Raw genomic sequence first — 25,099 nt, 5'->3', positions numbered from 1 at the left:
AAGGGTACTATTGTAAATAGTTTTATAAAAAATTACAATACATTATGGCTCTTAAAGATAATTTTATATGCTAAACAGCTATAATATACAAGTTTGCATTAATATTGTATTTTAATCGTCTCATATTATTCTTTATGCTATTTTTTTTAAAACTTATTTGAAAGAATAGCATCATAAATAAAAAGAGAAATTATTTTTTGCATATAAAATTAAGTAAATGGACATCTTACAAACAAGATATTGTATGGAGGTTGATTATAAATGAGATACGAGAGAAGTACATTTGTGGAGATATTAGAAAGGCTAAGAGAAAACTTGTCTGAGTTTATAGAGGTAAGTGAAATCAGAGGCTTGGAGACTAATCCTGTAACTCAGGTAGTTGATTTTAAGTGCAAAAAGAATGAAAAAACTGGTTTGATTATTGTTGGTGAAAATAATAATAAGATTGTTCTTGAAGTAATTGTTGATGACCATGATGATGTAATTAAAGGAACACCTGTAATAGAAATGCATAAAGTAAATATTGAACTTCTAAATCAGCTTATTGAGTGGTTTGAAGAGTATAATGAAACAAGAAGTCCATTATTAGTTTAAAGAGAATAAAAATGGTTCTGTTTTTTGTCTTAAGAATTTCAGGCGTTGAAAAAGCTCAAGGTAGTCTTTTTAGAGACTACCTATTATTTTATCATTTTCACTTCTAATATTATAAAAAGTTAATTTATAGGAGTCAAGTCAAAAATAGTAATAAACTTATGTAGTTGCAATCGAAACTAATTTATTATATACTGAGATTAGTTTCGGTTGCAACTAATCTTAATACAGATTTATTTCTGGGAAAAGACTTATTTTGAAAGTATATAGCTGCAATTTTAAAAATAATCAAAGCATTAAATATGGGGAGGGGTAACAATGAAAGTTGGATTTATTACAGTACATGTAAAAAACTTAGAGGAATCAGTAGAGTTTTATAAAAATGCATTTGGACTTTTTGAAGTAAGAAGATTTAGTCCGCAAGAAGGCGTTAATATTGTTTTTTTGAAAGATGAAGAAAAGGGATTAATTGAACTGATAGAAAATAATCATATGCATGAAGTTAATGAAGGGGCATTGGTATCAATTGGATTTAATGTTGAAGATTTAAATGAAGTGTTAAAAAGATTAAGGGAAAAAGATATTGAGATTATTAGAGGACCTATTGAGGTTCCAAGCGGAGAAAAATTTGTTTTTATAAAAGATCCTAATGGTGTTGAGATTGAATTGATTGAGGGATTTGGAGTTTAATGCCATTCGCCTCCACCATTGAAACCCACGAAAATCTAAAATTTGGATTTTCGTGGGTTATTTTAATATATACACATTAAAAAAGATTTAATTTTATCATTGATTTGGAAAAACGTATTAAAATCAAAATTGAGCATATTATTAAATTTTTATGTAGTACTATTTGTAAGCTTTTTTCCTCTGCGAATAACTCCTTTGATAGAAACTTGTTTTTTAATATTTTATATTTTATAATGTTGAGAAGGCGGTGATACACTGTGAGTTTATTTTCTAACCAAGCTTTAAGCCAGTTTAGTGATTTAGATTATGAGATTTATAATTTTATATTAAAAAATAGTGAAAAAATTGCTTATATGACCATTAGAGAGGTGGCTAATGAAGCTCATGTTTCAACTACTACTATCACTAGATTTTGTAGGAAATTAAATTGTGATGGATTTTCTGAATTCAAAGTGAGATATAAGCTTGAAGCAGAGAAGAGTAAGAATCACCCCAAAACATATGATTCTTCAATAGTCGTGGATTTTTTACAAAGAGCAAATACGGAAGCCTTTCAAAATCAGCTTGATGAAATTGCATCAATTATAGCATCAAAGAAACATGTTATTTTTTTAGGTGTAGGCAATTCAGGAATAATTGCTGATTATGCTAGTCGCTATTTTTGTAATGTTGGGATTTTTTCTACAGGGATTAACAATCCAATGTTTCCAATAAACCTTGAAGTTCCAAGTGAAACAATAATAATTACCTTATCTGTTGAAGGTGAGATTGAAATGCTAATCCATAATTCTGAAATTTTGAAAAGAAGTAAGGCCACTGTAGTTTCTATCACTAATAGTAAGAATAGCACCTTAGCGAAAATGTCAGATTATAATATTTCATATTATATACAAAGAGAGTTAGCCTATAAGAATTCATGGGGCAAAGTAGATATAACTTCACAAATTCCAGCAATGTATATAATTGAAGCTTTAGCTAAATTAACCATACTAAAAAAGTAAAGTATAAAAACAACTTCAGAGTGTTAATAAACCTCCTTATAAAATTTTAAGGGGGTTTATTCTTGTAAAAAAAACACTTTGTTTTTTAGGTGGAACATGTAACTAAACAATCCTCTTTGTGACTATAAGCGCTATGAATATTCTAATGATTAATAGTTTCAATTATAATAATTATAGAAAGGTCGTGATGAATATGAAGAAGAATTTGAAAATAGTAACTATTGGTGGTGGATCAAGTTATACACCAGAATTAATAGAAGGTTTTATAAAGAGAAAAGATGAATTACCAATCAAAGAACTATGGTTAGTAGATATTGAAGCTGGGAGGGAAAAGCTAGAAATTGTTGGTGCTCTGGCAAAGAGAATGGTTAAAGCAGCAGGGTTAGATTGGGATGTTCATTTAACATTAGATCGTCGTGAAGCACTAAAGGATGCAGATTTTGTTTCTACTCAACTTCGAGTAGGTTTATTAGATGCCCGTATTAAGGATGAGAGAATTCCTTTATCTCATGGAATTATTGGACAAGAAACAAATGGTGCAGGAGGGATGTTTAAGGCATTTCGTACAATCCCTGTTATATTAGATATTGTGGAAGATATGAAGGAGCTTTGTCCAAAGGCATGGTTAGTTAACTTCACAAATCCGTCTGGAATGGTAACTGAAGCAGTTATTCGTTATGGAAATTGGGATAAAGTAGTAGGCTTATGTAATGTACCTATTATGTGTAGCAAAATTGCAGCAGGAGCTTTAAAAGATAAAGAGGAAGATTTATTCTTCCGTTTTGGAGGGCTAAATCATTTCCATTGGCATCGAGTATGGGATAAATCAGGAGAAGAAAAGACTAAAGATGTAATTGAAGCTGCATACACATCACCTGAAGCAATGGTGAAGGCATTAGAAGGAATCATGAGTCCAATAAATCCAAACAATAATATTGATGAAGATGTTGAACAAAAAGCTGGAGTTCAAAATATCCCGAATATTGGATTTTTAGCAGATCAAGTACGTAATCTTGGGATTATTCCATGTATGTATCATAGATATTACTATATTACAGATGATATGTTAAAAGAAGAGTTAGAAGCCTTTGAGAAAGGTGAAACTCGAGCAGAAGTAGTAAAACGTACTGAAGCAGAATTATTTGAGCTTTACAAAGATCCTAACTTAAGCATAAAACCACCACAACTTGCAAAACGTGGAGGAGCTTACTATTCTGATGCAGCATGTGAGTTAATTACTTCTATATATAATGATAAGCGTAGTCATATGGTAGTAAGTACGAAAAATAATGGTGCTATCTCTGACCTACCAGATGATGTAGTTGTTGAAGTAAGTTCTATCATTACTTCTAATGGACCAGTTCCACTTTCATGGGGATCCTTTGACTCTTCAAGCAGAGGATTGTTACAACACATGAAAGACATGGAGTTAACTACTATTAAAGCAGCGGTAACAGGAGATTATAGTACTGCATTACAAGCATTTACAATTAACCCACTTGTTCCGAGTGGGAAAATAGCACAAACAATTTTAGATGAAATGTTGGTTGCACACAAAGAATATTTACCACAATTTGAGGAAAGAATAGAATTTTTAGAGGGCAAGAAGAGAAATTAATATTCTATACAAGATGATTTAGTAGTAGCTACAAAATTGGCTAAAAAAATTAGTGAATTTTAAAGGAACTCCAGAGAGTTCCTTTATTACATGTTTTGGGAAGAAATGAAAACCATCTTAACTTTATATTATTGTTATTTTGTAAAGATGATGAATTATGGATTATAGTTTTTAAAAATCTATAGCTTATATATACGCTTTGGATTATCATATAACCAAAGCTTCATCACATATTTTGCATAGTTAAGATCCATACGCCCAATTTTAATTCTATATGCAAACGCTCTAGATAGATTTTCAAGAGCATGATTTAACTGTCCCCATACCTGCTCAGGCAATGTGTTAACATCTCCACCAAATCCGATAATCTTATTAACTGGCACTAAATCAAGCCATTCATTAATCATATTTTTTGTCATTTGTTCACTGACACAGTGACTCCAACATAAATTAAGATGGACATGAGGAAAGTTTTTACCTAAAAAAGCACATTCCCTAACATATGGAATGCCCATATGATATATGTCAAAAACAGTACCCCAATGTGCATTAACAACCGGAAACATAATTGACGGTGAAAGCCTGGTAATATCACCCCATACACCTGTATGAATTGCTGCAACTATATTATATTTAGCACATAAATCAAGTTTTTCATGAGCAATTGCTGAAGAAAGGGCAGCGCTGCATGGCATTTTTGAGTTCTTACGAATGTCTTCAAAATCTGACAATGCAGCTTTTTTATCTAATGGATGTATGAAAACGTCTGAAAAAAACTTTTGTAATATTGCTCCATTATTAACCTCTTCAGCCATTTCCTTATCAATCATATTAATATAATCATCATATGTTCCCTCAGGGCAACTATCAAAAAAATTACGAAGTTTTATACTACAATCATCTTCATCAGGTATTCCATAACAGAATCTGGAATCAGCAAATGCTTTTTCTCCAGTTGTACTCTGATTAAGTATAAGTTCAATTTTAGTAGCATTGAATATTTCATCAAAATGACCAGGTTTATTACGTTCATTTAATTCTCGACCAATCTTAACTATATTTTCTTCAGTTAAGTCATCACAATCATGGAACTTTTTCAAAGCTAACAATACTGGTCGGGCATAAGAACTGTATTTTATATATTGCCAAAATGGCTCAATTTTTCGGAATAAATCTATAGCTTGTCCCTCGTTTTTAGGATAATCTAAAAGTCCATAATTCATTCCTGAACTGGCCAAATCCCCTTTTACATATGCAGCCAAATAATCATAAAAGCTTAGATAGCGTTTCAAATGTTCTGGTTCGCTAACAAAATGTTCATGTGCGTCTATAATGTTCAATGTTTTTGAATACTCAATCAATTCTGAATAAAACTTGTCCATGTCATTTTCTTTATAATCATTAATATCATAATTAGGCATTTTCTATCACTCCCATTAAATATTCACTTATGCTGCCGGCGCATGATAAGATTATACCATTATATATTGGGTGGTTTACAGATGGAGGGTTTGAAAAATTTCATTTAGAAGATCGAGAACCTTCATTGCATTTTCAAGGGCATTGTCAGATACTTCAAGCCAATGGGATCGCATATTAGAGATGTGCTCGTCTCTTCTTTGATTCACTTCATTGGGAATTTTATTAATAATTTCTTTATCATATAATTGCAGCCTTTCTGATATCTCCACTATTTTATAATTTGATTGAAGCATAACATAGATTACATGCAGCCTTTCAATTTCTAGCGATGAGTATACTCTTTTGTTTGATTTTTGAGGTACTTTTATCAATCCTCTTCGTTCCCAATTTCTCAACACTTCCGGAGAGGTTCCAATAATAGCTGCTGTTTGTTTTCGATTATAGGTCTCAACCTTAGAGGAAGCATAAATATTGTTCCCCCAATTCTCGAGAGTTTTTATTGCGACAAGTGCCTTTTCCTGTTCCTCATTTATTGCTTTAACATAGTCACGTGCGTACTGATGGGCTCCAATTAGGTCCCATTCCTTCATTGCGCGTACTATCTTCATACCTGAGTTCCGTATAGGCTTTCCAGGCCATTTTCCATGAACAATTAATCGTGCAATCTTTGTCTGATATAAATGCTTATCTGAAAAAATCCTGTATCCATTAGCAGATCTAGGTGCAACTGATATAAAACCTATCTGTTCATAAAGCCTTACAGTATTTACATGAATCCCCACTTCACGAGCAATATCAATTGTTCTGTAACTTGTCAAACTCATCACCTTCTTATAAAGTCTTATATGTTATACAGTAGCAATCAAAAACTAGTTCTAAGGCATAGTTATCATGTACCGTGCCTCTTCAATTATTATATAGATCGATATTGTAGACAACAATAAGTTTATCATCTTTATCATTGGCAATCAATTTCGCATTTGCCGTTGATACGGTGAATCTTACCATAAGTAATGGCGTTTTTATTATTAAGATTGATATTACAGGGATAGGGGTTACTTTACTCCTAAAAATACTGTATCATAATTAAGAAATGAAGATATTTGCTATGTTAAATTAGTATTGAGTATTGAAGCTCACAATAGATTAAATCGGACAAATCAAAGCACAAAAACACAGGAAGTAATTCTGAAATTTTTATATAATTAGATTGAAAGGAAATGAATATTTTGGAAACAATTAAAATGCTTAATAATACAATTGAATATATTGAAAGAAATTTGGATACAACACTTGACATAGATGAGATATCAAAGGTGGCATTCTCATCACGATATCACTTTCAGCGTGTTTTTTATGCATTAACAGGATTTACTGTGACTGAATATATAAGAAATCGTAGACTTAGTCTTGCTGCCGAAGAGTTTACTACGTCAGACAAAAAAGTGATTGATGTAGCATTAAAATATGGCTATGAAAGTCCAGAAGCCTTTACTAAAGCTTTTAAAAGACTTCATGGAATATCACCATCAGCTTTAAAGAAGATAAATGGGAAAATTAAAGCTTTTCCAAAAATATCTTTTCAAATATCAATAAAAGGAGAAAGTGAAATAATTTATAGAATAGTTGAAAAGGAAGCTTTTAAAGTTTTTGGTACAGGTTTTGTAACAACTACAGTTAATAATGCAATCTATAAGGAGATACCAGAATTTATTAATAAGATTTTTGAAAATGGAACACATGAGAGGATTAATGAACTATTGGGAAATCCTAAAGGTACCTTATTGGATGGATTTCATTATGGTTTTAAAGAAGATGGGACAAGAAAATATATGATGGGGTATGAAATGCCTGAAACTGAGATATCAGATGAATTTACAATACTGCAGATACCAAAACTTACATGGGCAGTATTTGAAGGTCATGGACATCTTCCAGATAACTCAATTATGCAAGATATCTGGAAACGTATATATTCAGAATGGTTTCCCTCCTCTGGATTTGAACAAGTGGAAGGTCCATGCATTGAAAAAAACTTTTGGAATGATGAAAACCCAATTGAATATACATGTGAAGTTTGGATTCCTATAAAAAGAAAATCTATTAATTCATTATGATAAGAAATAATGATGATAAGGGAGAAAATCAATATGATTGACAATACAAATGAAGTTTATAAACTATGTATGAGAAAAGAAACTGAACAATTTATAATTTATTACACACAAGCAGACAAGACATGTATTGATAAAGTTTTGCATATTCTTGAAGAGAATTATAGTAGAATTACTGATAAGTTCAATCAAAAACTTCAGGAGAAATTGACTATTGAGATTCACTCAGAACATAAGGAACTTCTTAAAGCTTTAGGATTTCCTAATGCACCTAAATGGGTAAGAGGTGGAATTGGAGTAGGTAAGATATTAATCGCATCACCATTAAATCCACCATATGGTTCAGACTTTGATGGTGTGGTAAAAACAGCGGTTCATGAATTCATTCATATAATTGTAAATAAAATAAATAGCAATATACCTAGATGGCTGAATGAAGGAATTGCTTCTTATGAAGCAAAAGACAATAATGAAAATTGGATAAGGAAAACGATTATAAATGGACTACAAAGTAATTCCATTCCAACATTCAAAGATCTAGATACTGGTGAGGACTTTGAAACGTTTTTCAAGAGAGATGGATATCAATACGCATATACCATTGTAGAGTCACTCGTTCAAGAGTTTGGTTATGATAAATTGAATGATTTTGTAAAAACACCTAATGATTATTTGAATGTTTTTGGTTTAACAGAAATCCAATTGCAGGATAAGTGGATGGAGTTTATTAGGAGGACATATCAATAAAGTTAATTAATTTAATAAGAATAATGGCAAAAAAAATTGACAAAACAAGTAAAATGGGTTATTATTATTTATAATTAAACGATTTAAATTAAATAATGTGATTGTTACTGATTCGATCAGGCGAAACCTTAAATAATCAAAAGTGATAAATTTTATCCCTTTGATTATTTAAGGTTTTTATGTTTAAAAAAGCATTTTGCTAATGGATATGGGGGGGAATAGAAGTGATAATTAAAAAAATTTTTAATAATAATGCTGTGTTAGCTAAGGACGCTTCTAAGCATGAGAGTGTTGTTGTGGGATGTGGAATTGGTTTTAAGAAAAAGGTAGGAGATGAAATAGATGAAAATCTGGTTGAAAAAACCTTTATTCTTAAACAGAAAGAGATTTCAGAAAAATTTAAGTTATTGCTAGAAGACGTTCCAGTGGAGTATGTGTCTCTATCCTACGACATTATAGAATATGCAAAAAATATTCTAAAAGTAAAATTAAACGATTATATCTATATTACCCTAACAGATCATATTAGTAATGCTCTTAAACTTTTTGAAGAAGGACTCAATTGTTCTAATGTACTGATTTGGGAGATTAAAAAGTTTTATCCTAAGGAATTCGCTGTAGGGTTAAAAGCATTAGATTTTATTGAAAGTGAAACAGATAAGAGATTACCTGAGAATGAAGCAGGAAATATAGCTCTTCATCTAATAAATGCACAGGTAAATAGCTCCAGTGATAAGGTGGAGAATATGCGTGACATGACAACAAAGATAATGGATATTTTAAATATAGTTAAATATACTTATAATATTGAATTAGATGATAAATCTCTAAGTTATGAAAGATTTATTACTCATCTAAGGTTCTTCTTTAAAAGATTAAATAAAGAAGAAAAGAGAGAATCAGAACATGATGATTTTTTATTGAAGCAGGGAAAAGCAAAATATAAAAAGGCATATAACTGTATGCTTAAAATAGAAAAATATCTAGAAAAAGAGTTAAATGATGAGGAAAAATTGTATTTGACCCTTCACATTCAAAGGGTTACTAAAAGATAATTAAACATTTAGGATTGTTACTGGTAAAGCAGGCAAGACCGAAATAAATAGAATAAAAGATTATTCTATTTATTTGGTCTTGCTTTTTTTTATAAATAAAGATGAAAAGGGGAGAGCATTGTGAAATATGAACAATTGGCAAAGAACATTATAAAAAATGTTGGTGGAAAAGAAAATGTTAACAGTTTAACCCATTGTGTTACACGTCTTCGTTTTAAATTAAAGGATGAAAAGAAGGCAAATACAGAAGTATTAAAAAATATGGATGGTATTGTAACTGTTGTTCAAAGTGGTGGACAATACCAAGTGGTTATAGGTAACCATGTAGCAGATGTTTATGAAGAGGTGATGGCTGTAGGGGGATTTGGTACAGCTTCAGAATCAGATGAAACAGGAGAAAAAAAAGGAATATTTAATAGTTTAATAGATACAATTTCAGGAATATTTGCACCAGCTCTAGGAGTATTAGCAGCTACTGGTATGATTAAAGGTTTTAATGCTTTATTCTTAGCATTAGGTTGGCTTGCACTAGATTCAGGTACGTATCAGCTTTTAAATGCTATAGGAGATTGTTTCTTCTACTTTTTCCCAATATTCTTAGGATACACAGCTGCTAAGAAGTTTAAATTAAATCACTTCGTTGGTATGGCAATAGGTGCAGCACTTGTTTATCCAGCACTTGGTGGTTTAACTGTAGGTGAACCATTATACACTTTGTTCCAAGGTTCAATAATAGAATCACCTGTATATATAACATTCTTAGGAATTCCAGTTATCTTAATGAATTACTCATCAAGTGTTATTCCAATTATCCTTGCTACTTATGTAGCATCAAAGGTTGAAAAGGTATTTAAGAAGATAATACCAGATGTTGTTAAGACTTTTTTAGTTCCATTTTGTACATTACTAGTTGTTGCTCCTTTAACATTTATAGTAGTTGGACCTATAGCTACATGGGCAGGTCAGTTATTAGGTGCAGGTACAGTTGCTCTTTATGAATTAAGTCCAATTCTTACTGGTATTGTTATCGGTGGGTTCTGGCAAGTGTTTGTTATATTTGGATTACATTGGGGATTAATACCTGTGGCAATCAACAATTTAGTTACTTTAGGATATGATCCAGTACTTGCTATGTCATTCGCTGCATCATTTGCACAAACAGGGGTAGTACTAGCAATACTGTTTAAGACAAAGAATAAAAAGTTAAAAGGATTATCATTATCATCAGTTATTTCAGGTATATTTGGAGTTACTGAGCCAGCTATATACGGTATCACATTGCCTCGTAAGAAACCATTTGTAATAAGTTGTATTGTAGCTTCTATAGGTGGTGCTATTACGGGATGGGCTGGTTCAAAAGTGTATATGGTTGGAGGATTAGGTATCTTTGGTATACCAAGTTACATTAATGGACAAACAGGATTCGACAAAGGTTTCTATGGAGCCATTGCTGCAATTATCATTGCTTTCATTCTAGGGTTTGTTGCAATGTATTTAACTAAACTTGAGGATGAAGAAGTTGTTAAGGAAAAAAAAAACGCAAATAAAGATGAAACTTTAGTAAAGCAAGAAGTTATAGGTAGTCCACTAAAGGGAAAAATTATACCATTATCAGAAGTTAAGGATCAAGCTTTTTCAACAGGAGTATTAGGAAAAGGGGTTGGTATAGAACCTTCAGAAGGTAAGGTTGTAGCTCCGGCAGATGGAGTATTAACAACTCTTTTCCCTACAGGGCATGCTATGGGAATCACTACAGAAAATGGTGTTGAAATCTTAATTCATGTAGGTATGAATACTGTGCAATTAGAAGGAAAATACTTCACTCCAAAGATGAAACAAGGAGATAGAGTTAAAAAAGGCGATGTTATATTGGAATTTGACAAAAAGGCTATCGAAGAAGAAGGATACCCAGTTACAACTCCAATAGTTATAACAAATTCTGATAATTACTTAGATGTTATTGAAACTGATGAGGGCAATATAAATCATAAAGAAAAGTTATTAACAGTAGTAATTTAATAACTGGCATGTGAAAATAAATAACAAGTCAAAGATGCGAAGTATATTTTGCAAAGTACGAAGAGTTGGGTTCCACTGATAGTGGTTCTCTCAGTGGGTTCCAAGGATGAAGTAGTTTGCAAAATAGACGAGTATACTGAATTGTTATTTATTTGAACTTGCCTAAAGAAAGGACAATGGCTATGACAAATAAATTAGGATTTCCAGAAAGTTTTTTATGGGGAGGCGCTTTAGCAGCCAATCAATGCGAAGGAGCATATAATGAAGGAGGTAAAGGTCTAACTAATATAGATCTTTGCCCCGCTGGTAAAAATAGATTTAAAGTTATGTTTGGAAATGTAGAAAGTTTAAAGCCAGTGGATGGAGAAACTTACCCATCTCATGAGGCTATAGATTTTTATCACAAGTTTAGAGAGGATATAGCTTTATTCGGTGAAATGGGTTTCAAATGCTTAAGAGTATCTATAGCTTGGGCTAGAATTTTCCCTAATGGTGAGGATGAAACTCCAAATGAAGAAGGACTAAAGTTCTACGATGAGATGTTTGATGAGATGTTAAAGCATGGTATTGAACCGGTAGTTACTATTTGTCATTTTGATATACCGGTAGCTTTGATGGAAAATTATGGTGGATGGAGAAGTAGAAAGCTTGTTAAGTTCTATGAAAGATACACTAGAACTATTTTTGCAAGATATAAGAATAAGGTTAAATATTGGATGACTTTCAATGAAATAAACATGATATTACATCTTCCGTTTGTTGGTGGAGGAATAGTGTTTAAGGAAGGCGAAAATAAGACACAAATAAAGTATCAAGCGGCTCATCATCAGTTAGTTGCAAGTGCATTAGCTACAAAAGCAGCACGTGAAATAATGCCAGAGGCTATGATAGGATGTATGCTTGCAGCAGGAGTAACTTACCCTTATACTTGTAATCCAGATGATGTTCAAGAAGCTCTTGATAAAGATAGAGAAAATTACTTCTTTATAGATGTTCAATCAAGAGGGGAATATCCTGGATATGCTAAGCGATTCTTTAGGGAAAATAGTATAGATATTATAATGGAGCCAGGTGATGAAGAGTTACTTAAGGAGAATACAGTAGATTACATTGCCTTTAGTTATTATTCTAGTAGATGTGCTAGTACAGATCCAGAAATTCTAAGTAAAATGTCATCTGGTAATGTGATGGCAACAATAAAGAATCCTCATCTTAAGGCTTCTGAATGGGGATGGCAAATTGATCCTAAGGGATTAAGAATTACATGCAACACTTTACATGACAGATATCAAAAACCATTATTTATAGTTGAAAATGGATTAGGTGCTGTAGATAAGGTAGAGGAAGATGGCTCAATTAATGACGATTATAGAATTGAGTACTTAAGAGAGCATGTTAAGGAAATGAAGGAAGCCGTTTTAGATGGAGTTGAGCTTATAGGTTACACTCCTTGGGGATGTATTGACATAGTTTCTGCATCAACAGGTGAAATGAAAAAACGTTATGGCTTTATATATGTTGATAAGGATAATGAAGGAAATGGAACTTTAGAAAGATCTAAAAAGAAGAGCTTTCATTGGTACAAGAAGACTATTGCTACAAATGGGGAAGAACTTTAGACACTATGACCGCATTGGAGAAATCCAATGCGGTTGTTTTTTGCACAAATTGGTATTAAGAGGGGTGAATAGTCAGCCAAAACTGTCTTCTCGATATATATATTATCCTAATAAATTATTCATGTGAGGATTAGTAATACGACTTTCTATCTCGTTAAATCCACTATATATATTACACACTAACCTTTGTGAATGTTTTAAGTCTACTTCTAATATTTCAGTAAGATGGAATAAAGCAATATTTGTAGAAAGTATACTATATAGTCTTTTTAATAGAATAGTATATTTTCTAGATGATAATTTCTCTATTAAAGGTATAACAAATCTTCTTTCAATAAAGATTTTTAAAAGTGCAAAAGTAACAGCTATTGAGGCACTCATAAGTAACGTATGATAAATAGCTTCAATTGAATGAGAAATATTAGATATTGTTACAATTAATAAAACTGATAAAAAAATTTCTAAAAATTTAAAAGCATTTCTAATAAATCTAATGAAGTTAGAATACCTATATAATATATTTTTGAAATGATTTATTATATGTTTTTGTTTTTGATAACATTTTTGAATATCCTTTTCATTTGAAGGAATTTTACAACTAGTAAAAACTGTATCTAATAGAGAAGTTGTAGACTGTTCTAAATATTTAAAAGTCCAATCAGAATTATATTTATGAAAATCTTCACTAATAGAAAATAATTCATTTAGTTTATCATTAACATTGTCAAATACATTACTTTCATCTATAAGAGGAATATCATATTCCCCAACATTGAAATATTTTCTTAATAGATCATTTGAAAATTTTATTACATTACAATTATTCATTTAATATCTCCTATAAATAATCGTTATTGTCATATTTACTATATTATTAACTATAAAAATAATATGTAAAATCCATTAACGACTAAAATTATTCTCTCTATACTTCTACATTTAGAAAAAAATGCTTTCAAACAATATCCATATATAAGGATAACCACTTAAAGGGGTAAATATTCGAATCTCTCCCATAGGGCTTAGAAATATCTAAAGTTCTTTTATAAGCACATATTTTCAATAAATCTAGTTTAATTTATTAAACTGAAGCACCAATAAAGTAGCCTTCATGTGTCGCATCAATTGCTTTTCTAACTTGTAGAGCATCGCCAATAATACTCGTAGGAATTATATTTTTAAACTGAGTATATAATTCATTATTTGGTCGGGAGCCTATAGCTATAACGACTTGATCAGCTTGAATTTCATATTCTATGTTGTCGATATTTTTCACAGTAATAGAATTTTCAGTAATATTAACAGTTGTTGTATTAAGGAATGTTTTAACTTTATTCTTTTTTAATGATTTAAGTAACAAGTTTCTTGAGGCAGCTTCCATATCAGTAGCTAAAGTATCTCTCATTTCAATAATTGTTACATTATGATTATGTATAGCTATGTGTTCGGCAGTTTCTACTCCAACAAGTCCACCACCAATAACAACAATGTTTCCATTCATTTCTACAGTACTACTCAAAATATCATTTGCTAAAACAACGTTATTGTTAGTGATTCCAAGAATATTTGGCATTATAGGATTAGCACCAGTTGCAATAATTAAATGATCAGGATTGAATTTCGTGATTACTTGTTCAGTAACATCTGTATTGAGATGCACAGTTACATTAAGTCTTTTTAATTCACTAATTTGCCATACAGTTAATGTATTTAAAATTTCCTTACCTGGTGGAATGGCAGCTAATAACCACTGTCCTCCTAATTTGTCCTTCTTCTCAAAAATTGATACTCTATGTCCTTTACTCGCGGCACTTATTGCAGCCTCCATACCAGCAGGGCCACCACCAATGATCATGATTTTTTTCGGCATATGTGCATTTACCAAAGGATTCATTTCATTACCGGTTATAGGATTTACTAAGCATGAAATAGGTTTATTTTTTAATAGGTTATTCCAACATCCTTGCCTACAGCCAATACAGTGGATGATTTCTTCTTCTCTTCCTTCATATACCTTTTGAGGGAGGTGAGGATCAGCAATTGAAGCTCTTCCCATAGAGATAAAATCAGCTTTATTCTCTCTTAATAAGGACTCTGCAACTTCAGGATAAATAATTTTATTAACGGTTAGCACAGGAATTTTTATAACTTTTTTAAATTCACTTGCATAATCAGAGAATAGAGCAGTTGACATTGCTGTAGGTGCACATAAGTAATCACTACTTTTATAAACACCTCCAGATGCATGTAAGGCTGCAATTCCAGCAGACTCTAAGATTATAGCAATCGTTTTAGTATCTTCAATGGTTAAACCACCTTCAACTAACTCCTCTGATGAAATTCTAAAAATTATTGGATAATTTTCACCTAAGTTCTCTTTAATACTTCGAATAATTTCTAAAGGGAATCTAAGTCTATTTCTTAAATTGCCGCCATATTTATCGGTTCTTTTATTGGAAAATGGTGATAGAAATTGGTTTATTAAGTAGCCATGACCACCTTGTAATTCAATTGCATCGTATCCAATCTCTTTTGCTCGTAGTGCTGCTTCCGTAAATTTTCTAACTAAAACACCTATTTCATCAGGTGATAGTTCGATAGGTGTCTGACCAATAACAGGATCTTGAATAGCAGAAGGCGCAACTGGTAATTCTCCGATTACCGCGCTATGGGTTTGGCGACCTGCGTGATATAACTGAACAGCTATCTTTGAACCTGCTGCATGGACGCGTTTAACTAATTCAATATGTTCTGGCATAAACTTATCACTATATAATCCAGGAATATTTTTAAAACCTGCACCTCTTGGATCAATGAGATGGTCTTCACAAATAATTAAACCCCATCCCCCTTTAGCTTTCTCTTCATAATATTTTATATACTTCTCAGAAAGGCTTCCATCTTCATTTGCATATATACTTAACATTGCTGGAACGACTAATCTATTTTTTAATTCCATTGAACCAATTTTTCCTGATTCGAAAATTTTATTAAACATATTAACTCCTCTATGAATTTATTTTTCAATTAAAGATATATCTTGATGATTATTATATATCATCATGTAATTAACAACAAGTACTTACAAAAAAGTGGTATACACACAAAAAGTATAGTATAAGGTCATATGGATAATATAGATTTTAGATAAAAGAAAAGTTATATAGATATTATTTTGAACTAACATTAGATTTGATAAGGGGAAAATATTGAATTATTTGATCACAAAACACTAGAGTTAGAAGAGTAGCTATACTCTGTGTTCGGTATGCACAATAAAGACCGTTCTTGTTTTTCATTTATGGATTGGTATAATTCAATTAACAAAAATATTGAATTATTAAAGGAGGATAAAAATGAAAGCTACAGGAACGATTTATAGACCACCAGCTGAAGGAAACACAGTGTCATTGCAAGGAACAGCTGGTTGTGCACACAATAAATCCACATATAGATGTTATTTTGAAGTAACATTAGATTTGATAGGGGGGAAATGGAAACCAATAATGCTCTATTATTTAGGGTTTCATGGTACTTTAAGATATACAGAATTGCGGAGATGCCTTCCTAAAATAACAGAAAGAATGCTTACAAAACAGCTTCGTGAATTAGAAATGGATAGAATTATTAACAGGGAAGTGTTCCCACAAATTCCGCCAAAAGTAGAATATAGCTTGACTGAGAAAGGTAAATCACTAATACCACTACTAAATCAACTTAAAGATTGGGGTGAAGAGTATTTCAATGACAATATTGAATTATTTGATCACAAAACAATGGGGTTAGAAGAGTAGCTATACTCCATGTTCGTTATGCACAATAAAGACCGTTCTTGTTTTAATTTTATGGCTTGATATAATTCAATTAGCAAAAATATTGTAATCATTAAAGGAGGATAAAAATGAAATTTACAGGAATGATTTATAGACCACCAGTTGAAGGAAACACAGCGTTATTACAAGTAACAGCTGGTTGCGCACACAATAAATGTACATTTTGTACGATGTATAAAGATGTAAAATTTAGTATTGAACAATTAACTCAAATTGAGAAAGATATCCTAGAAATTAAAGATCGCTTTGGAAATATTGATAGAATTTTCTTAGTAAATGGTGATGCGTTTGTATTAAGTGCGAGAAGGCTAAAAGAAATATCTGATCTATTGATTAAGCATATTCCTTCTATTGAAACTATTTCTATGTATGCGTCTGTATCGAATATAAAAGGAAAGTCAGATTCAGATCTAGTAATGTTAAAAGAAGCACGTATAAATGACCTCTATATAGGTTTAGAAACAGGACATGAAGCGACTATTGATAGAATTAATAAAGGTCATACCCTAGAGGACGCGTATATTCAACTTGAGAGATTAAATAGAATTGGTATTGTTCACCATACCGGATTGATGTTAGGGGTTGCAGGAAAAGGACTTGGTATAGAGAATGCTAAGGCCACTGCTAAATTACTTAATACAGTAAAGCCAGGACTTATCTGGGCAGGTACTTTAGGTATATTTGAAGGTAGTGAATTAAGTGATCAAGTAGAAAGAGGAGAATTTATTCCTGCTAGTGAGTTAGAAATTATAGAAGAAGAAATAGAATTACTAAATGCATTAAAATTAGAGAATATTAGATTCTATGGTGTTCATCCAACAAATACAGCTTCTATTTATGGTGCATTACCTTATAACAAAGAAGCAATGATTCAAAAATTACAGAATACAATTCAAAAGTTAGATAATGAGGTATTAAATTCATCAGTTAAGAGACATAGTTTATAACAATTTAAATATCAAAGTTACTTTACATTTGAAAATGAACTGAAACTTTAGAAGAGGAGATGATATTGTGGATTACAGTAAAATGGATTTTAAAGAAGTTCTTAAAAGAATAAATGCTTTATATAACAAAAGTAAAAATGAAGGACTTACAGAAGAAGAAAAAAAAGAGCAGGCTGAGATAAGAAAATATTACATTAGTGTTATTACAGGTAATGTTAAAGGCAATCTTAATAAAGTAGAAAAAATAGACAAAGAAACAAATGAAAAAAAAAGGAGGATAGATATGAAATTTACAGGAACTACTTACAGACCACCAGTTGAAGGAGATACAGTATTATTACAAGTAACAGAAGGTTGTGCACACAATAAATGCACATTTTGTACGATGTATAAAGATACAAAATTTAGTATTGAGCAATTATCTCAAATTGAGAAAGATATCCTTCAAATTAAAGAGCACTTTGGAAATATCAATAGAATTTTCTTAGTAAATGGTGATGCCTTTGTATTAAGTGCGAGAAGGTTAAAAGAAATATCTGATTTATTGATTAAGCATATTCCTTCTATTGAGACTATTTCGATGTATGCGTCTGTATCGAATATAAAAGGAAAGTCAGATTCAGAGCTAGTAATGTTAAAAGAAGCACGTATAAATGACCTCTATATAGGTTTAGAAACAGGACATGAAGCGACTATTGATAGAATTAATAAAGGTCATACCCTAGAGGACGCATATACTCAACTTGAGAGATTAAATAAAACTGGTATTGTTCACCATACAGGATTGATGCTAGGAGTAGCAGGAAAAGGACTTGGTATAGAGAATGCTAAGGCAACTGCTAAATTACTGAATACAGTAAAGCCAGGACTTATCTGGGCAGGTACTTTAGGTATATTTGAAGGTAGTGAATTAAGTGCTCAAGTAGAAAAAGGAGAATTTACCCCTGCTAGTGAGTTAGAAATTATAGAAGAAGAAATAGAACTACTAAATTCATTAGAATTAAAAAATATTAAATTCTATGGTGTTCATCCAACAAATACAGCTTCTATTTATGGTGTATTACCTAATAACAAAGAAGAATTGATTCAAAAATTACAGAATACAATTGAAAAGTTAGATAATGAGGTATTAAATTCATCAGTTAAGAGACATAGCTTATAACAATTAAAATATCAGCGCACTAATATAGGCTGTGCTGCTCGAGTGCTATTTGGTAGTATAAAAAAGAATACTCATAAATCACAATAATATGAGTTGAATGTATATCTTGAAAAAACGCAGTTTAATTATGTACGGTTCACCGTACATAATTAAACTGCGTTTTAACGTAACTAGCAGAAGTCTCTCATCTTCTATAAGTGGGAGATGAATGCGTAATCTTAACGCTCTTACTTGGATAAAAAATCATTAATGTGAAATAATAAGAATGAATGTTCTTGAAGTTTCATTAAGAGCGCATATGAAGAGTAAAGGTAGTGAAAGTAATGAAAATCAACAAAGCATATAAATTCAGATTATATCCAAATGAAAAACAAATAGATGTAATTGAGAAATCTTTTGGTTGTTCGAGATTCATATATAATCATTTCTTAAATCAAAGGAATGAAGTATATAAGGAAGAAAAAAGATGTGTGAAATATACAGAACAACAAAATCAGTTACCAAGTATGAAAAAGGAATTTGTATGGCTTAAAGAAATTGATAGTACATCACTACAAATGACACTTAGAAATCTTGATACTGCTTTCAAAAATTTCTTTGAGGGTAGAACAGATAGACCGAAATTTAAAAGTAAAAGATATAACTATAAAACGTATACAAGTAATTTTGTTAATAACAATATTGATATAAAAAAAGATAAAATAAAATTACCTAAATTGAAATGGGTTAAAGTAAAAATTCATAGATATGTTGAAGGTAGAATAATAAATGCTACTGTTTCTAAAACTCCAAGTGGTGGGAGAGTTCACGAATAGAGGTTTAAGACATCAACTATGTGGAGTGATGCTCGGTATTAAAACGGATTGAATAGGTGGGATGGTTGATGAAAAATTAAAGGACTAACAGTAGTTTTATTGTTAGTCCTTTAATACGTTTTTACTAATGTAATGTTTTATAAAAATATATATTGGAAATGCTATACTTTAAACTTATTAAGTTGTTTTATAATCTCAGTTGTCATATTATTCAATGTTTGTGCAACAGAAGTCGCTTCTTCTGTAGAAGCATTCATTTCTTGTGATAATGCAGCTATTTCTTCACATGATGCTGAAACTTCTTCCGCTACAGAGGATGTACTTTCTACTTTCTCCAAAATAGTATTCTTATCATTAGTAACTTCAGCAGCATTCATATTAACTGTCTCAATCTTGGGAATTACTTCATCTACTTCTATAATTATTTTTTTAAATGAATCTATTGTAGTATTTATAACTTCAGCTTGATTATTTAATTCTTTATCCATTTCATCGGTGGTTTTAAGCATTGTATTCGTATCTTTTGATATATTACTAATTAATGAATTTATACTTTCAGATGAAGACTTTGATTGTTCTGCCAGTTTTCTAATCTCTTCAGCAACTACAGCAAATCCTTTTCCAGCGTCTCCAGCTCTTGCTGCCTCGATAGAAGCATTTAAAGCTAATAAGTTTGTTTGGTCTGAAATATTATTTATAACATTTGTTATTTCATTTATATGATTTATGTCTTCTCCAAGACTTAGAATTTGAGCAGCAAAATCTTTAAAAGAATTAGTGGATTTATTTACATACTCTATTAAAGTATGCATCTCATTATCACTATTATCAACCATTAATTGAATTTCTTTAGCACTTGCATCAATTTCATTTATTATATATAAATTATTATTAAGTTTTTCACTAAATTGATTTACTATACTGCTGATATTGGACAAATCTTCTGCCTGTTCACCAGTTCCTTCTGTAACATTCTGTATTGAACTTGAAACATTTTCAGCTGAATATAACATTTCTTCCGATACGTTAGATAAATTTTGTGACTGATTATCAATATTTTCAGAAGTATCTTTAACTATAGAAACTAAAGAATGTATTTTAGAAACAAATGAATTTAACAACTTAGATATGTCTCCTAACTCATCTTTCGAGTTTATCTTTAATCGTTTTGTTAAATCTCCATCGCCTTCTAATAAATCTCTAATCATTAAAGTAAGTTTTGATAAGCCAGATGTAATACTTTTTATAATTATAAATGCTAAAAGCATAGATATTACTAATGTTATTCCCGAAATAATCAATAATACTATAATAAACTTATTATTTTCTTCATTAACATTATTAAAAAATTCCTTAGCTTTATTTTGAGCAAAATCATCAAGAAATTTAATTTTTTTCTTTAATAGGTTTACATGTTCAGCGCTTTTTCCTTTTGTGATAGATATTGCCTCATCTTTTTTTTCAGCCATTGTCAATTGAATTACTTCATCTCTAATTGGTTTCCAAGTTTTAAAAGCGTCTAATGCTTCATTTACCATTGTTTTATCACCTAAAAAACGTTCATTAATAATATCAAAATTTTCATAAACTAATTCTTCATATTCATCAACATACTTTAATGACTCTTTTATTTGAGTATTACTGCTTGATGTAGAAATATCTTGCATCTCTATATGGATTTTTAATATATTAATCTCAGCATCCCTAACAGCATTACTTACAGCAAATGGATGATTATACATTTTAACTGTATAGTCTTTTACTGCTTTAATGGCATCTATTCCTAATAAATTGGTAAGAGAAGCCATTAATATAATTATTATAAAGACCACTAATAATTTAGTTTTAATTTTTAAATTTTTCATCATAATATTTTCCGGCTAATAAAATATAATATTTTCTCTGTAATATATAATATTTTTAAGCCAGAAGCACCTCCTTAAAATATTGGACTAACTGTCCTTCATTTGTATCTTCTTCATTTATGTATACGTAAATCAAAAATGCCATGGAGATTTTTCTTCATGGCAGTGCCTTTTGCCTTTTATTCTTTATATTCCATCAAATTATCCAAGCGAGAATTAGAAATAAGATTATTTCTTTTAATAAAGATTTTTAAAAGTGCAAAAGTAACAGCTACTACTCCACTCATAAGTACAGTATGATAAATTACTTCAAATGAATGAGAAATATTAGATATTGTTATAATAAATAAAACTGATAAAAAAATTGCTATAAATTTAAGAGCATTTCTAATAAATCTAATGAATCTAGAATACCTATGTAATTTATTTTTTAATTAAAGATATATCTTGATGTTTATTATATATTGTGATAACGTTAAGAACAAGTACTTACAATATAGTGGTATACGCACAAAAAGTATAGTGGGAGGTCATATGGATAATATAGATTTTAGATTAAAAGAAAAGTCCTATAGATGTTATTTTGAACTAACATTAGATTTGATAGGGGGAAAATGGAAACCAATAATTCTCTATTATTTAGGGTTTCATGGTACTTTAAGATATGCAGAATTGCGGAGATGTCTTTCTAAAATAACAGAAAGAATGCTTACAAAACAGCTTCGTGAATTGGAAATGGATAAAATGGTTAATAGGAAGATATACCCTCAAATTCCGCCAAAAGTAGAATATAGCTTGACTGAGAAAGGTAAATCATTAATACCACTACTAAATCAACTTAAAGATTGGGGCGAAGGGTATTTCAATGACAATATTGAATTATTTGATCACAAAACACTGGAGTTAGAAGAGTAGCTATACTCCATGTTGGTTATGTACAATAAAGACCGTAGAAGAAATAGAACTACTAAATACATTAGAATTAAAGAATATTAGATTCTATGGTGTTCATCCAACAAATATAGCTTCTATTTATGGTGTATTACCTAATAATAAAGAAGAACTGATTAAGAAAGAAGAAAATAGATAATATAAACTATTCTAAATAAAAAGAGACCTATAGTGTCCAAACTATAGGTCTCTTTTTAAACTAGTCTTGTTTATTAAAATTACATTTCAAATTTTTAGTGATTTTATAGCTTAAATAAGCTATTCCTATTAGAAAAATACCTGAGCAAATTATGGTTCCTTCAATTCCAAAAACACCACCTGAAATAAGTTCAAATTCTCCTACAGAATGAAATGAAAATAATGAACCACCAGGCATATTAGTACCACTTACTTTAATTCCAAATATATTTGCTTGAAACCAGTTCCACGCAGAATGGAATCCACATATGCCCCAAATATCTTTTGAATGTATTACGTAAAGGACTGCAAATATGGAAAATAGTATAAGATTAACTATGGGCATTAATTTCATTCCAGGATTCATACCATGTAGCAATGTGAAGAAAAGTGTGGAAATTATGATTCCAAAAGGTACATTATATTTTGCACCCACTACTGGCAAAACCCACCCTCTAGAAATTACTTCTTCTGTTCCTCCTTGAATAATAAATCCTACAAGCATACAAAGTATAGGTATTAATGTTTTTATACCAGTGTGCGATGTTTCAATAGTATTGATTTTAAAACCACCTAATAGGGTAGCTGTTAAAACACAAAAGCTCATAAATATAGCGCCAATTATAAATCCAATTATATATTTTTTGAAAATATTCTCTTTCACAAATCCAATGGATGCAATTGGTCTTTTTTCGACTTTTTTTACGTATAAAAAACAAAGAAGAGTTGAAGATCCAAAGGTAATTGTTAAGTCGAAAATACTTGTTTGTAAATAGTCTGGTAATTCAACAAATTCACCTATTAATCCAAAAAATCCTCCTATAAGTATTATGAAAAATGCTAGAAAAAATACTACTACAAAATTACTAAGTTTTTGTGACTGCTTTGCCTCTTTAAATAAGCCAGTATCTGATAGTTTTAAATATTGATTTTTAATAATAATCCCTCATTTCTATTGAATAATAAATTAATCTTTGGTACTTATAGAGATTACATTACGAAAATTAATTTATACATGTTCCAAAATCTCAGCGCATCAATGAGTTATGGACTTGTATAAACTAATATTTGAGTTTGGAATCTCTATAGCAATAGAATATGGTACAATTGCTAGCTACTAAGTAATTCTAAACAATGAAGTTAAGTGCATGTCAATAGAGATATATTAAAAAAATCAATTGAAATATGTAGTATACTACAGTATATAGTGGAAAAAGGTGAAAACTGTTATTTGGGAGGAGTTAATCATGAGAATCGGTGAGTTTGCAAAACTTTTTGATATAAAGAAGTCAACAGTTAGATATTATACAGATATGAAACTGCTTCTTCCAGTAAAAACTGGTCATAGTTTTTATTATGATGGAACATGTGTGAAAGACATGGAAGAAATTTTAAATCTAAGAAATATGGGTTTTTCAATAGATGAAATTATTAAGATTAAAACCTATAATAGATTACATATCAATTATTCTGAAGGTCAGAAAAAAGTAATAAAGAATATATTTGAATTTAAAATAAAAGAGTTTAATGAAGAGAAAAATTTAATTGAAAATAAGATAAATAGTATCCATAAGTATAAGGAAGAAATTATGTTAGATAAAGCAAGCAAACATATGGGTATTTCAGTTGAATTTTTAAGGTTCTTTATTTGTCCTTTATGTAAAGAAGAACTTGAACTCATAGAAGGAAAAATCAAAAATATGAGTGTTTTTGATGGTATTCTAAATTGTTCATGTGGTTACAGTGCTAAAATTGAAGAGGGTATATTGTTTACTAGTGATAGACAATTAGAAATCGCTAATGATTTTAAAAAAGAAAATGAGACTTGGCAGGAAAAAATGTCAAAGATCACACCTGAACTCATGGCTTTAATTTTTGAATCAGGAGTTAAAATGAAATCTTATAAAGGCTTCTGGGAAGAAGGGGATATTTACCTTTTTAATGGAGCAGATACAGACATACTTATAATGAGGCTTAATGAAGTATTTAGGCCGAATGGATTATATATATTCGCTTGTATTTATATAGATGCATTAAAAGAACTAAAAAGAAAAATGGAAACCCTAAATATTCCTGGGAAATTTCTTTTTATAAATCATTTTGATGAAATTCCTCTAAAGCCTTGTGTAGACAGAGTTATTGATCATGGAGCAAATATAATAGAGATGATGAGTGCACAATTGGATATTAATACTTTTAGTTGGATTTTAAGTGCATTATTAAATGGTGCTGAAATTTTAAATGTTTCTCCTTCAATTAAAGATGAATCAAAAACATTTGATAATAGACCTGAATATAAGCCTTTTCTATCACGTGAATTTCATAAAGAGAAGTTTAGTAAGCTCAATTTAGAATTAATTTCAGAAGAAGACTTAGGAAAGATTGATAATATTTCTAATGTTTTTCCTATGATTTATGAAGATGATTATTTAGAAATGACTTTATATAGATTAAAAGGTCGATAACAAACGAC

Annotated in this window: 21 protein-coding genes; 15 read left to right on the top strand and 6 right to left on the bottom strand. The window is 30.4% G+C overall.

The genetic code is table 11. From position 1 onward, the window contains the following. Positions 1 to 261 precede the first annotated feature (261 nt). The 4 genes from KDK92_RS07110 (at position 262) to KDK92_RS07095 (ending at position 3,900) form a co-directional block, all read left to right on the top strand. Positions 262 to 594, top strand: a complete 333-nt coding sequence (locus KDK92_RS07110) for a hypothetical protein (protein ID WP_250858501.1) — start codon at positions 262 to 264, stop codon at positions 592 to 594. Positions 595 to 909: 315 nt separating this feature from the next. Beyond that, positions 910 to 1,281 (top strand): VOC family protein, encoded by a 372-nt coding sequence (locus KDK92_RS07105; protein WP_250858500.1) that lies wholly within the window; start codon positions 910 to 912, stop codon positions 1,279 to 1,281. A 257-nt stretch (positions 1,282 to 1,538) separates the two neighbouring features. After that, positions 1,539 to 2,282 carry a MurR/RpiR family transcriptional regulator gene (locus KDK92_RS07100; RefSeq protein ID WP_250858499.1) on the top strand — a complete coding sequence of 248 codons (744 nt, stop codon included), beginning with the start codon at positions 1,539 to 1,541 and terminating at the stop codon, positions 2,280 to 2,282. Positions 2,283 to 2,475: 193 nt separating this feature from the next. After that, positions 2,476 to 3,900 (top strand): 6-phospho-beta-glucosidase, encoded by a 1,425-nt coding sequence (locus KDK92_RS07095; RefSeq protein WP_250858498.1) that lies wholly within the window; start codon positions 2,476 to 2,478, stop codon positions 3,898 to 3,900. A 179-nt stretch (positions 3,901 to 4,079) separates the two neighbouring features. Here the strand turns inward: KDK92_RS07095 and KDK92_RS07090 are convergent, their stop codons facing one another. Then, positions 4,080 to 5,321 carry a hypothetical protein gene (locus tag KDK92_RS07090; RefSeq protein ID WP_250858497.1) on the bottom strand — a complete coding sequence of 414 codons (1,242 nt, stop codon included), beginning with the start codon at positions 5,319 to 5,321 and terminating at the stop codon, positions 4,080 to 4,082. 75 nt (positions 5,322 to 5,396) lie between these two features. Continuing rightward, complete coding sequence (locus KDK92_RS07085; RefSeq protein ID WP_250858496.1) at positions 5,397 to 6,140, bottom strand: MerR family transcriptional regulator; 744 nt, start codon at positions 6,138 to 6,140, stop codon at positions 5,397 to 5,399. Between the two features lie 411 nt (positions 6,141 to 6,551). Here KDK92_RS07085 and KDK92_RS07080 point away from each other — a divergent pair, with 411 nt between their 5' ends. The 5 genes from KDK92_RS07080 to KDK92_RS07060 all read left to right on the top strand — a co-directional run bounded on the left by KDK92_RS07080 (position 6,552) and on the right by KDK92_RS07060 (position 12,876). Then, positions 6,552 to 7,439 carry an AraC family transcriptional regulator gene (locus tag KDK92_RS07080; RefSeq protein ID WP_250858495.1) on the top strand — a complete coding sequence of 296 codons (888 nt, stop codon included), beginning with the start codon at positions 6,552 to 6,554 and terminating at the stop codon, positions 7,437 to 7,439. Between the two features lie 33 nt (positions 7,440 to 7,472). Next, positions 7,473 to 8,183, top strand: coding sequence for a peptidase MA family metallohydrolase (locus KDK92_RS07075; RefSeq protein ID WP_250858494.1), 711 nt, complete (start codon positions 7,473 to 7,475; stop codon positions 8,181 to 8,183). Positions 8,184 to 8,407: 224 nt separating this feature from the next. After that, positions 8,408 to 9,238 carry a BglG family transcription antiterminator LicT gene (gene licT / locus KDK92_RS07070; RefSeq protein ID WP_250858493.1) on the top strand — a complete coding sequence of 277 codons (831 nt, stop codon included), beginning with the start codon at positions 8,408 to 8,410 and terminating at the stop codon, positions 9,236 to 9,238. Between the two features lie 120 nt (positions 9,239 to 9,358). Continuing rightward, entirely contained in the window at positions 9,359 to 11,257 is a 1,899-nt protein-coding gene (locus tag KDK92_RS07065; RefSeq protein WP_250858492.1) for a beta-glucoside-specific PTS transporter subunit IIABC, read from the top strand. 182 nt (positions 11,258 to 11,439) lie between these two features. Then, on the top strand, positions 11,440 to 12,876 hold the full coding sequence (locus tag KDK92_RS07060) for a 6-phospho-beta-glucosidase (RefSeq protein ID WP_250858632.1): 1,437 nt from the start codon (positions 11,440 to 11,442) through the stop codon (positions 12,874 to 12,876). A 102-nt stretch (positions 12,877 to 12,978) separates the two neighbouring features. Here the strand turns inward: KDK92_RS07060 and KDK92_RS07055 are convergent, their stop codons facing one another. Continuing rightward, a complete protein-coding gene (locus KDK92_RS07055) occupies positions 12,979 to 13,704 on the bottom strand; it encodes a hypothetical protein (RefSeq protein ID WP_250858491.1) in 726 nt (241 codons plus the stop codon). A 253-nt stretch (positions 13,705 to 13,957) separates the two neighbouring features. Continuing rightward, positions 13,958 to 15,874 (bottom strand): oxidoreductase, encoded by a 1,917-nt coding sequence (locus tag KDK92_RS07050; RefSeq protein WP_250858490.1) that lies wholly within the window; start codon positions 15,872 to 15,874, stop codon positions 13,958 to 13,960. A 358-nt stretch (positions 15,875 to 16,232) separates the two neighbouring features. On the opposite strand from KDK92_RS07050, the gene KDK92_RS07045 reads away from it, so the two are divergent. The 4 genes from KDK92_RS07045 to KDK92_RS07030 all read left to right on the top strand — a co-directional run bounded on the left by KDK92_RS07045 (position 16,233) and on the right by KDK92_RS07030 (position 19,633). After that, positions 16,233 to 16,670 (top strand): winged helix-turn-helix transcriptional regulator, encoded by a 438-nt coding sequence (locus KDK92_RS07045; RefSeq protein ID WP_250858489.1) that lies wholly within the window; start codon positions 16,233 to 16,235, stop codon positions 16,668 to 16,670. 107 nt (positions 16,671 to 16,777) lie between these two features. After that, positions 16,778 to 17,656 (top strand): radical SAM protein, encoded by an 879-nt coding sequence (locus KDK92_RS07040; RefSeq protein WP_250858488.1) that lies wholly within the window; start codon positions 16,778 to 16,780, stop codon positions 17,654 to 17,656. Between the two features lie 67 nt (positions 17,657 to 17,723). Further along, positions 17,724 to 18,818: a radical SAM protein gene (locus tag KDK92_RS07035; protein ID WP_250858487.1), complete on the top strand. Its 1,095-nt coding sequence runs from the start codon at positions 17,724 to 17,726 to the stop codon at positions 18,816 to 18,818. 323 nt (positions 18,819 to 19,141) lie between these two features. Beyond that, complete coding sequence (locus tag KDK92_RS07030) at positions 19,142 to 19,633, top strand: RNA-guided endonuclease TnpB family protein (protein WP_250858486.1); 492 nt, start codon at positions 19,142 to 19,144, stop codon at positions 19,631 to 19,633. A gap of 161 nt (positions 19,634 to 19,794) precedes the next feature. Here the strand turns inward: KDK92_RS07030 and KDK92_RS07025 are convergent, their stop codons facing one another. Beyond that, positions 19,795 to 21,501 carry a methyl-accepting chemotaxis protein gene (locus KDK92_RS07025; protein WP_250858485.1) on the bottom strand — a complete coding sequence of 569 codons (1,707 nt, stop codon included), beginning with the start codon at positions 21,499 to 21,501 and terminating at the stop codon, positions 19,795 to 19,797. A 519-nt stretch (positions 21,502 to 22,020) separates the two neighbouring features. Between KDK92_RS07025 and KDK92_RS07020 the strand changes: the two genes are divergently transcribed. Next, positions 22,021 to 22,413, top strand: coding sequence for a winged helix-turn-helix transcriptional regulator (locus KDK92_RS07020; protein ID WP_420852321.1), 393 nt, complete (start codon positions 22,021 to 22,023; stop codon positions 22,411 to 22,413). 235 nt (positions 22,414 to 22,648) lie between these two features. Here the strand turns inward: KDK92_RS07020 and KDK92_RS07015 are convergent, their stop codons facing one another. After that, positions 22,649 to 23,290, bottom strand: coding sequence for a CPBP family intramembrane glutamic endopeptidase (locus KDK92_RS07015; RefSeq protein WP_250858483.1), 642 nt, complete (start codon positions 23,288 to 23,290; stop codon positions 22,649 to 22,651). A 583-nt stretch (positions 23,291 to 23,873) separates the two neighbouring features. Here KDK92_RS07015 and KDK92_RS07010 point away from each other — a divergent pair. Continuing rightward, complete coding sequence (locus KDK92_RS07010; protein WP_250858482.1) at positions 23,874 to 25,091, top strand: MerR family transcriptional regulator; 1,218 nt, start codon at positions 23,874 to 23,876, stop codon at positions 25,089 to 25,091. Positions 25,092 to 25,099 lie beyond the last annotated feature (8 nt).

Origin of the sequence: Oceanirhabdus seepicola (assembly GCF_023684385.1) — a bacterium.
Taxonomy (GTDB): domain Bacteria; phylum Bacillota; class Clostridia; order Clostridiales; family Clostridiaceae; genus Oceanirhabdus; species Oceanirhabdus seepicola.
This window is presented reverse-complemented; position numbering and strand designations above follow the sequence as displayed.

Bases quoted from the DNA above. Each gene is read 5' to 3' on its own strand.
- KDK92_RS07105 (WP_250858500.1), top strand. From the start codon at position 910: ATGAAAGTTGGATTTATTACAGTACATGTAAAAAACTTAGAGGAATCA.
- KDK92_RS07045 (WP_250858489.1), top strand. From the start codon at position 16,233: ATGAAAGCTACAGGAACGATTTATAGACCACCAGCTGAAGGAAACACA.
- KDK92_RS07050 (WP_250858490.1), bottom strand. From the start codon at position 15,874: ATGTTTAATAAAATTTTCGAATCAGGAAAAATTGGTTCAATGGAATTA.
- KDK92_RS07010 (WP_250858482.1), top strand. From the start codon at position 23,874: ATGAGAATCGGTGAGTTTGCAAAACTTTTTGATATAAAGAAGTCAACA.
- KDK92_RS07040 (WP_250858488.1), top strand. From the start codon at position 16,778: ATGAAATTTACAGGAATGATTTATAGACCACCAGTTGAAGGAAACACA.
- KDK92_RS07025 (WP_250858485.1), bottom strand. From the start codon at position 21,501: ATGATGAAAAATTTAAAAATTAAAACTAAATTATTAGTGGTCTTTATA.
- KDK92_RS07110 (WP_250858501.1), top strand. From the start codon at position 262: ATGAGATACGAGAGAAGTACATTTGTGGAGATATTAGAAAGGCTAAGA.
- KDK92_RS07030 (WP_250858486.1), top strand. From the start codon at position 19,142: ATGAAAATCAACAAAGCATATAAATTCAGATTATATCCAAATGAAAAA.
- KDK92_RS07060 (WP_250858632.1), top strand. From the start codon at position 11,440: ATGACAAATAAATTAGGATTTCCAGAAAGTTTTTTATGGGGAGGCGCT.
- KDK92_RS07075 (WP_250858494.1), top strand. From the start codon at position 7,473: ATGATTGACAATACAAATGAAGTTTATAAACTATGTATGAGAAAAGAA.
- KDK92_RS07055 (WP_250858491.1), bottom strand. From the start codon at position 13,704: ATGAATAATTGTAATGTAATAAAATTTTCAAATGATCTATTAAGAAAA.
- KDK92_RS07090 (WP_250858497.1), bottom strand. From the start codon at position 5,321: ATGCCTAATTATGATATTAATGATTATAAAGAAAATGACATGGACAAG.
- KDK92_RS07095 (WP_250858498.1), top strand. From the start codon at position 2,476: ATGAAGAAGAATTTGAAAATAGTAACTATTGGTGGTGGATCAAGTTAT.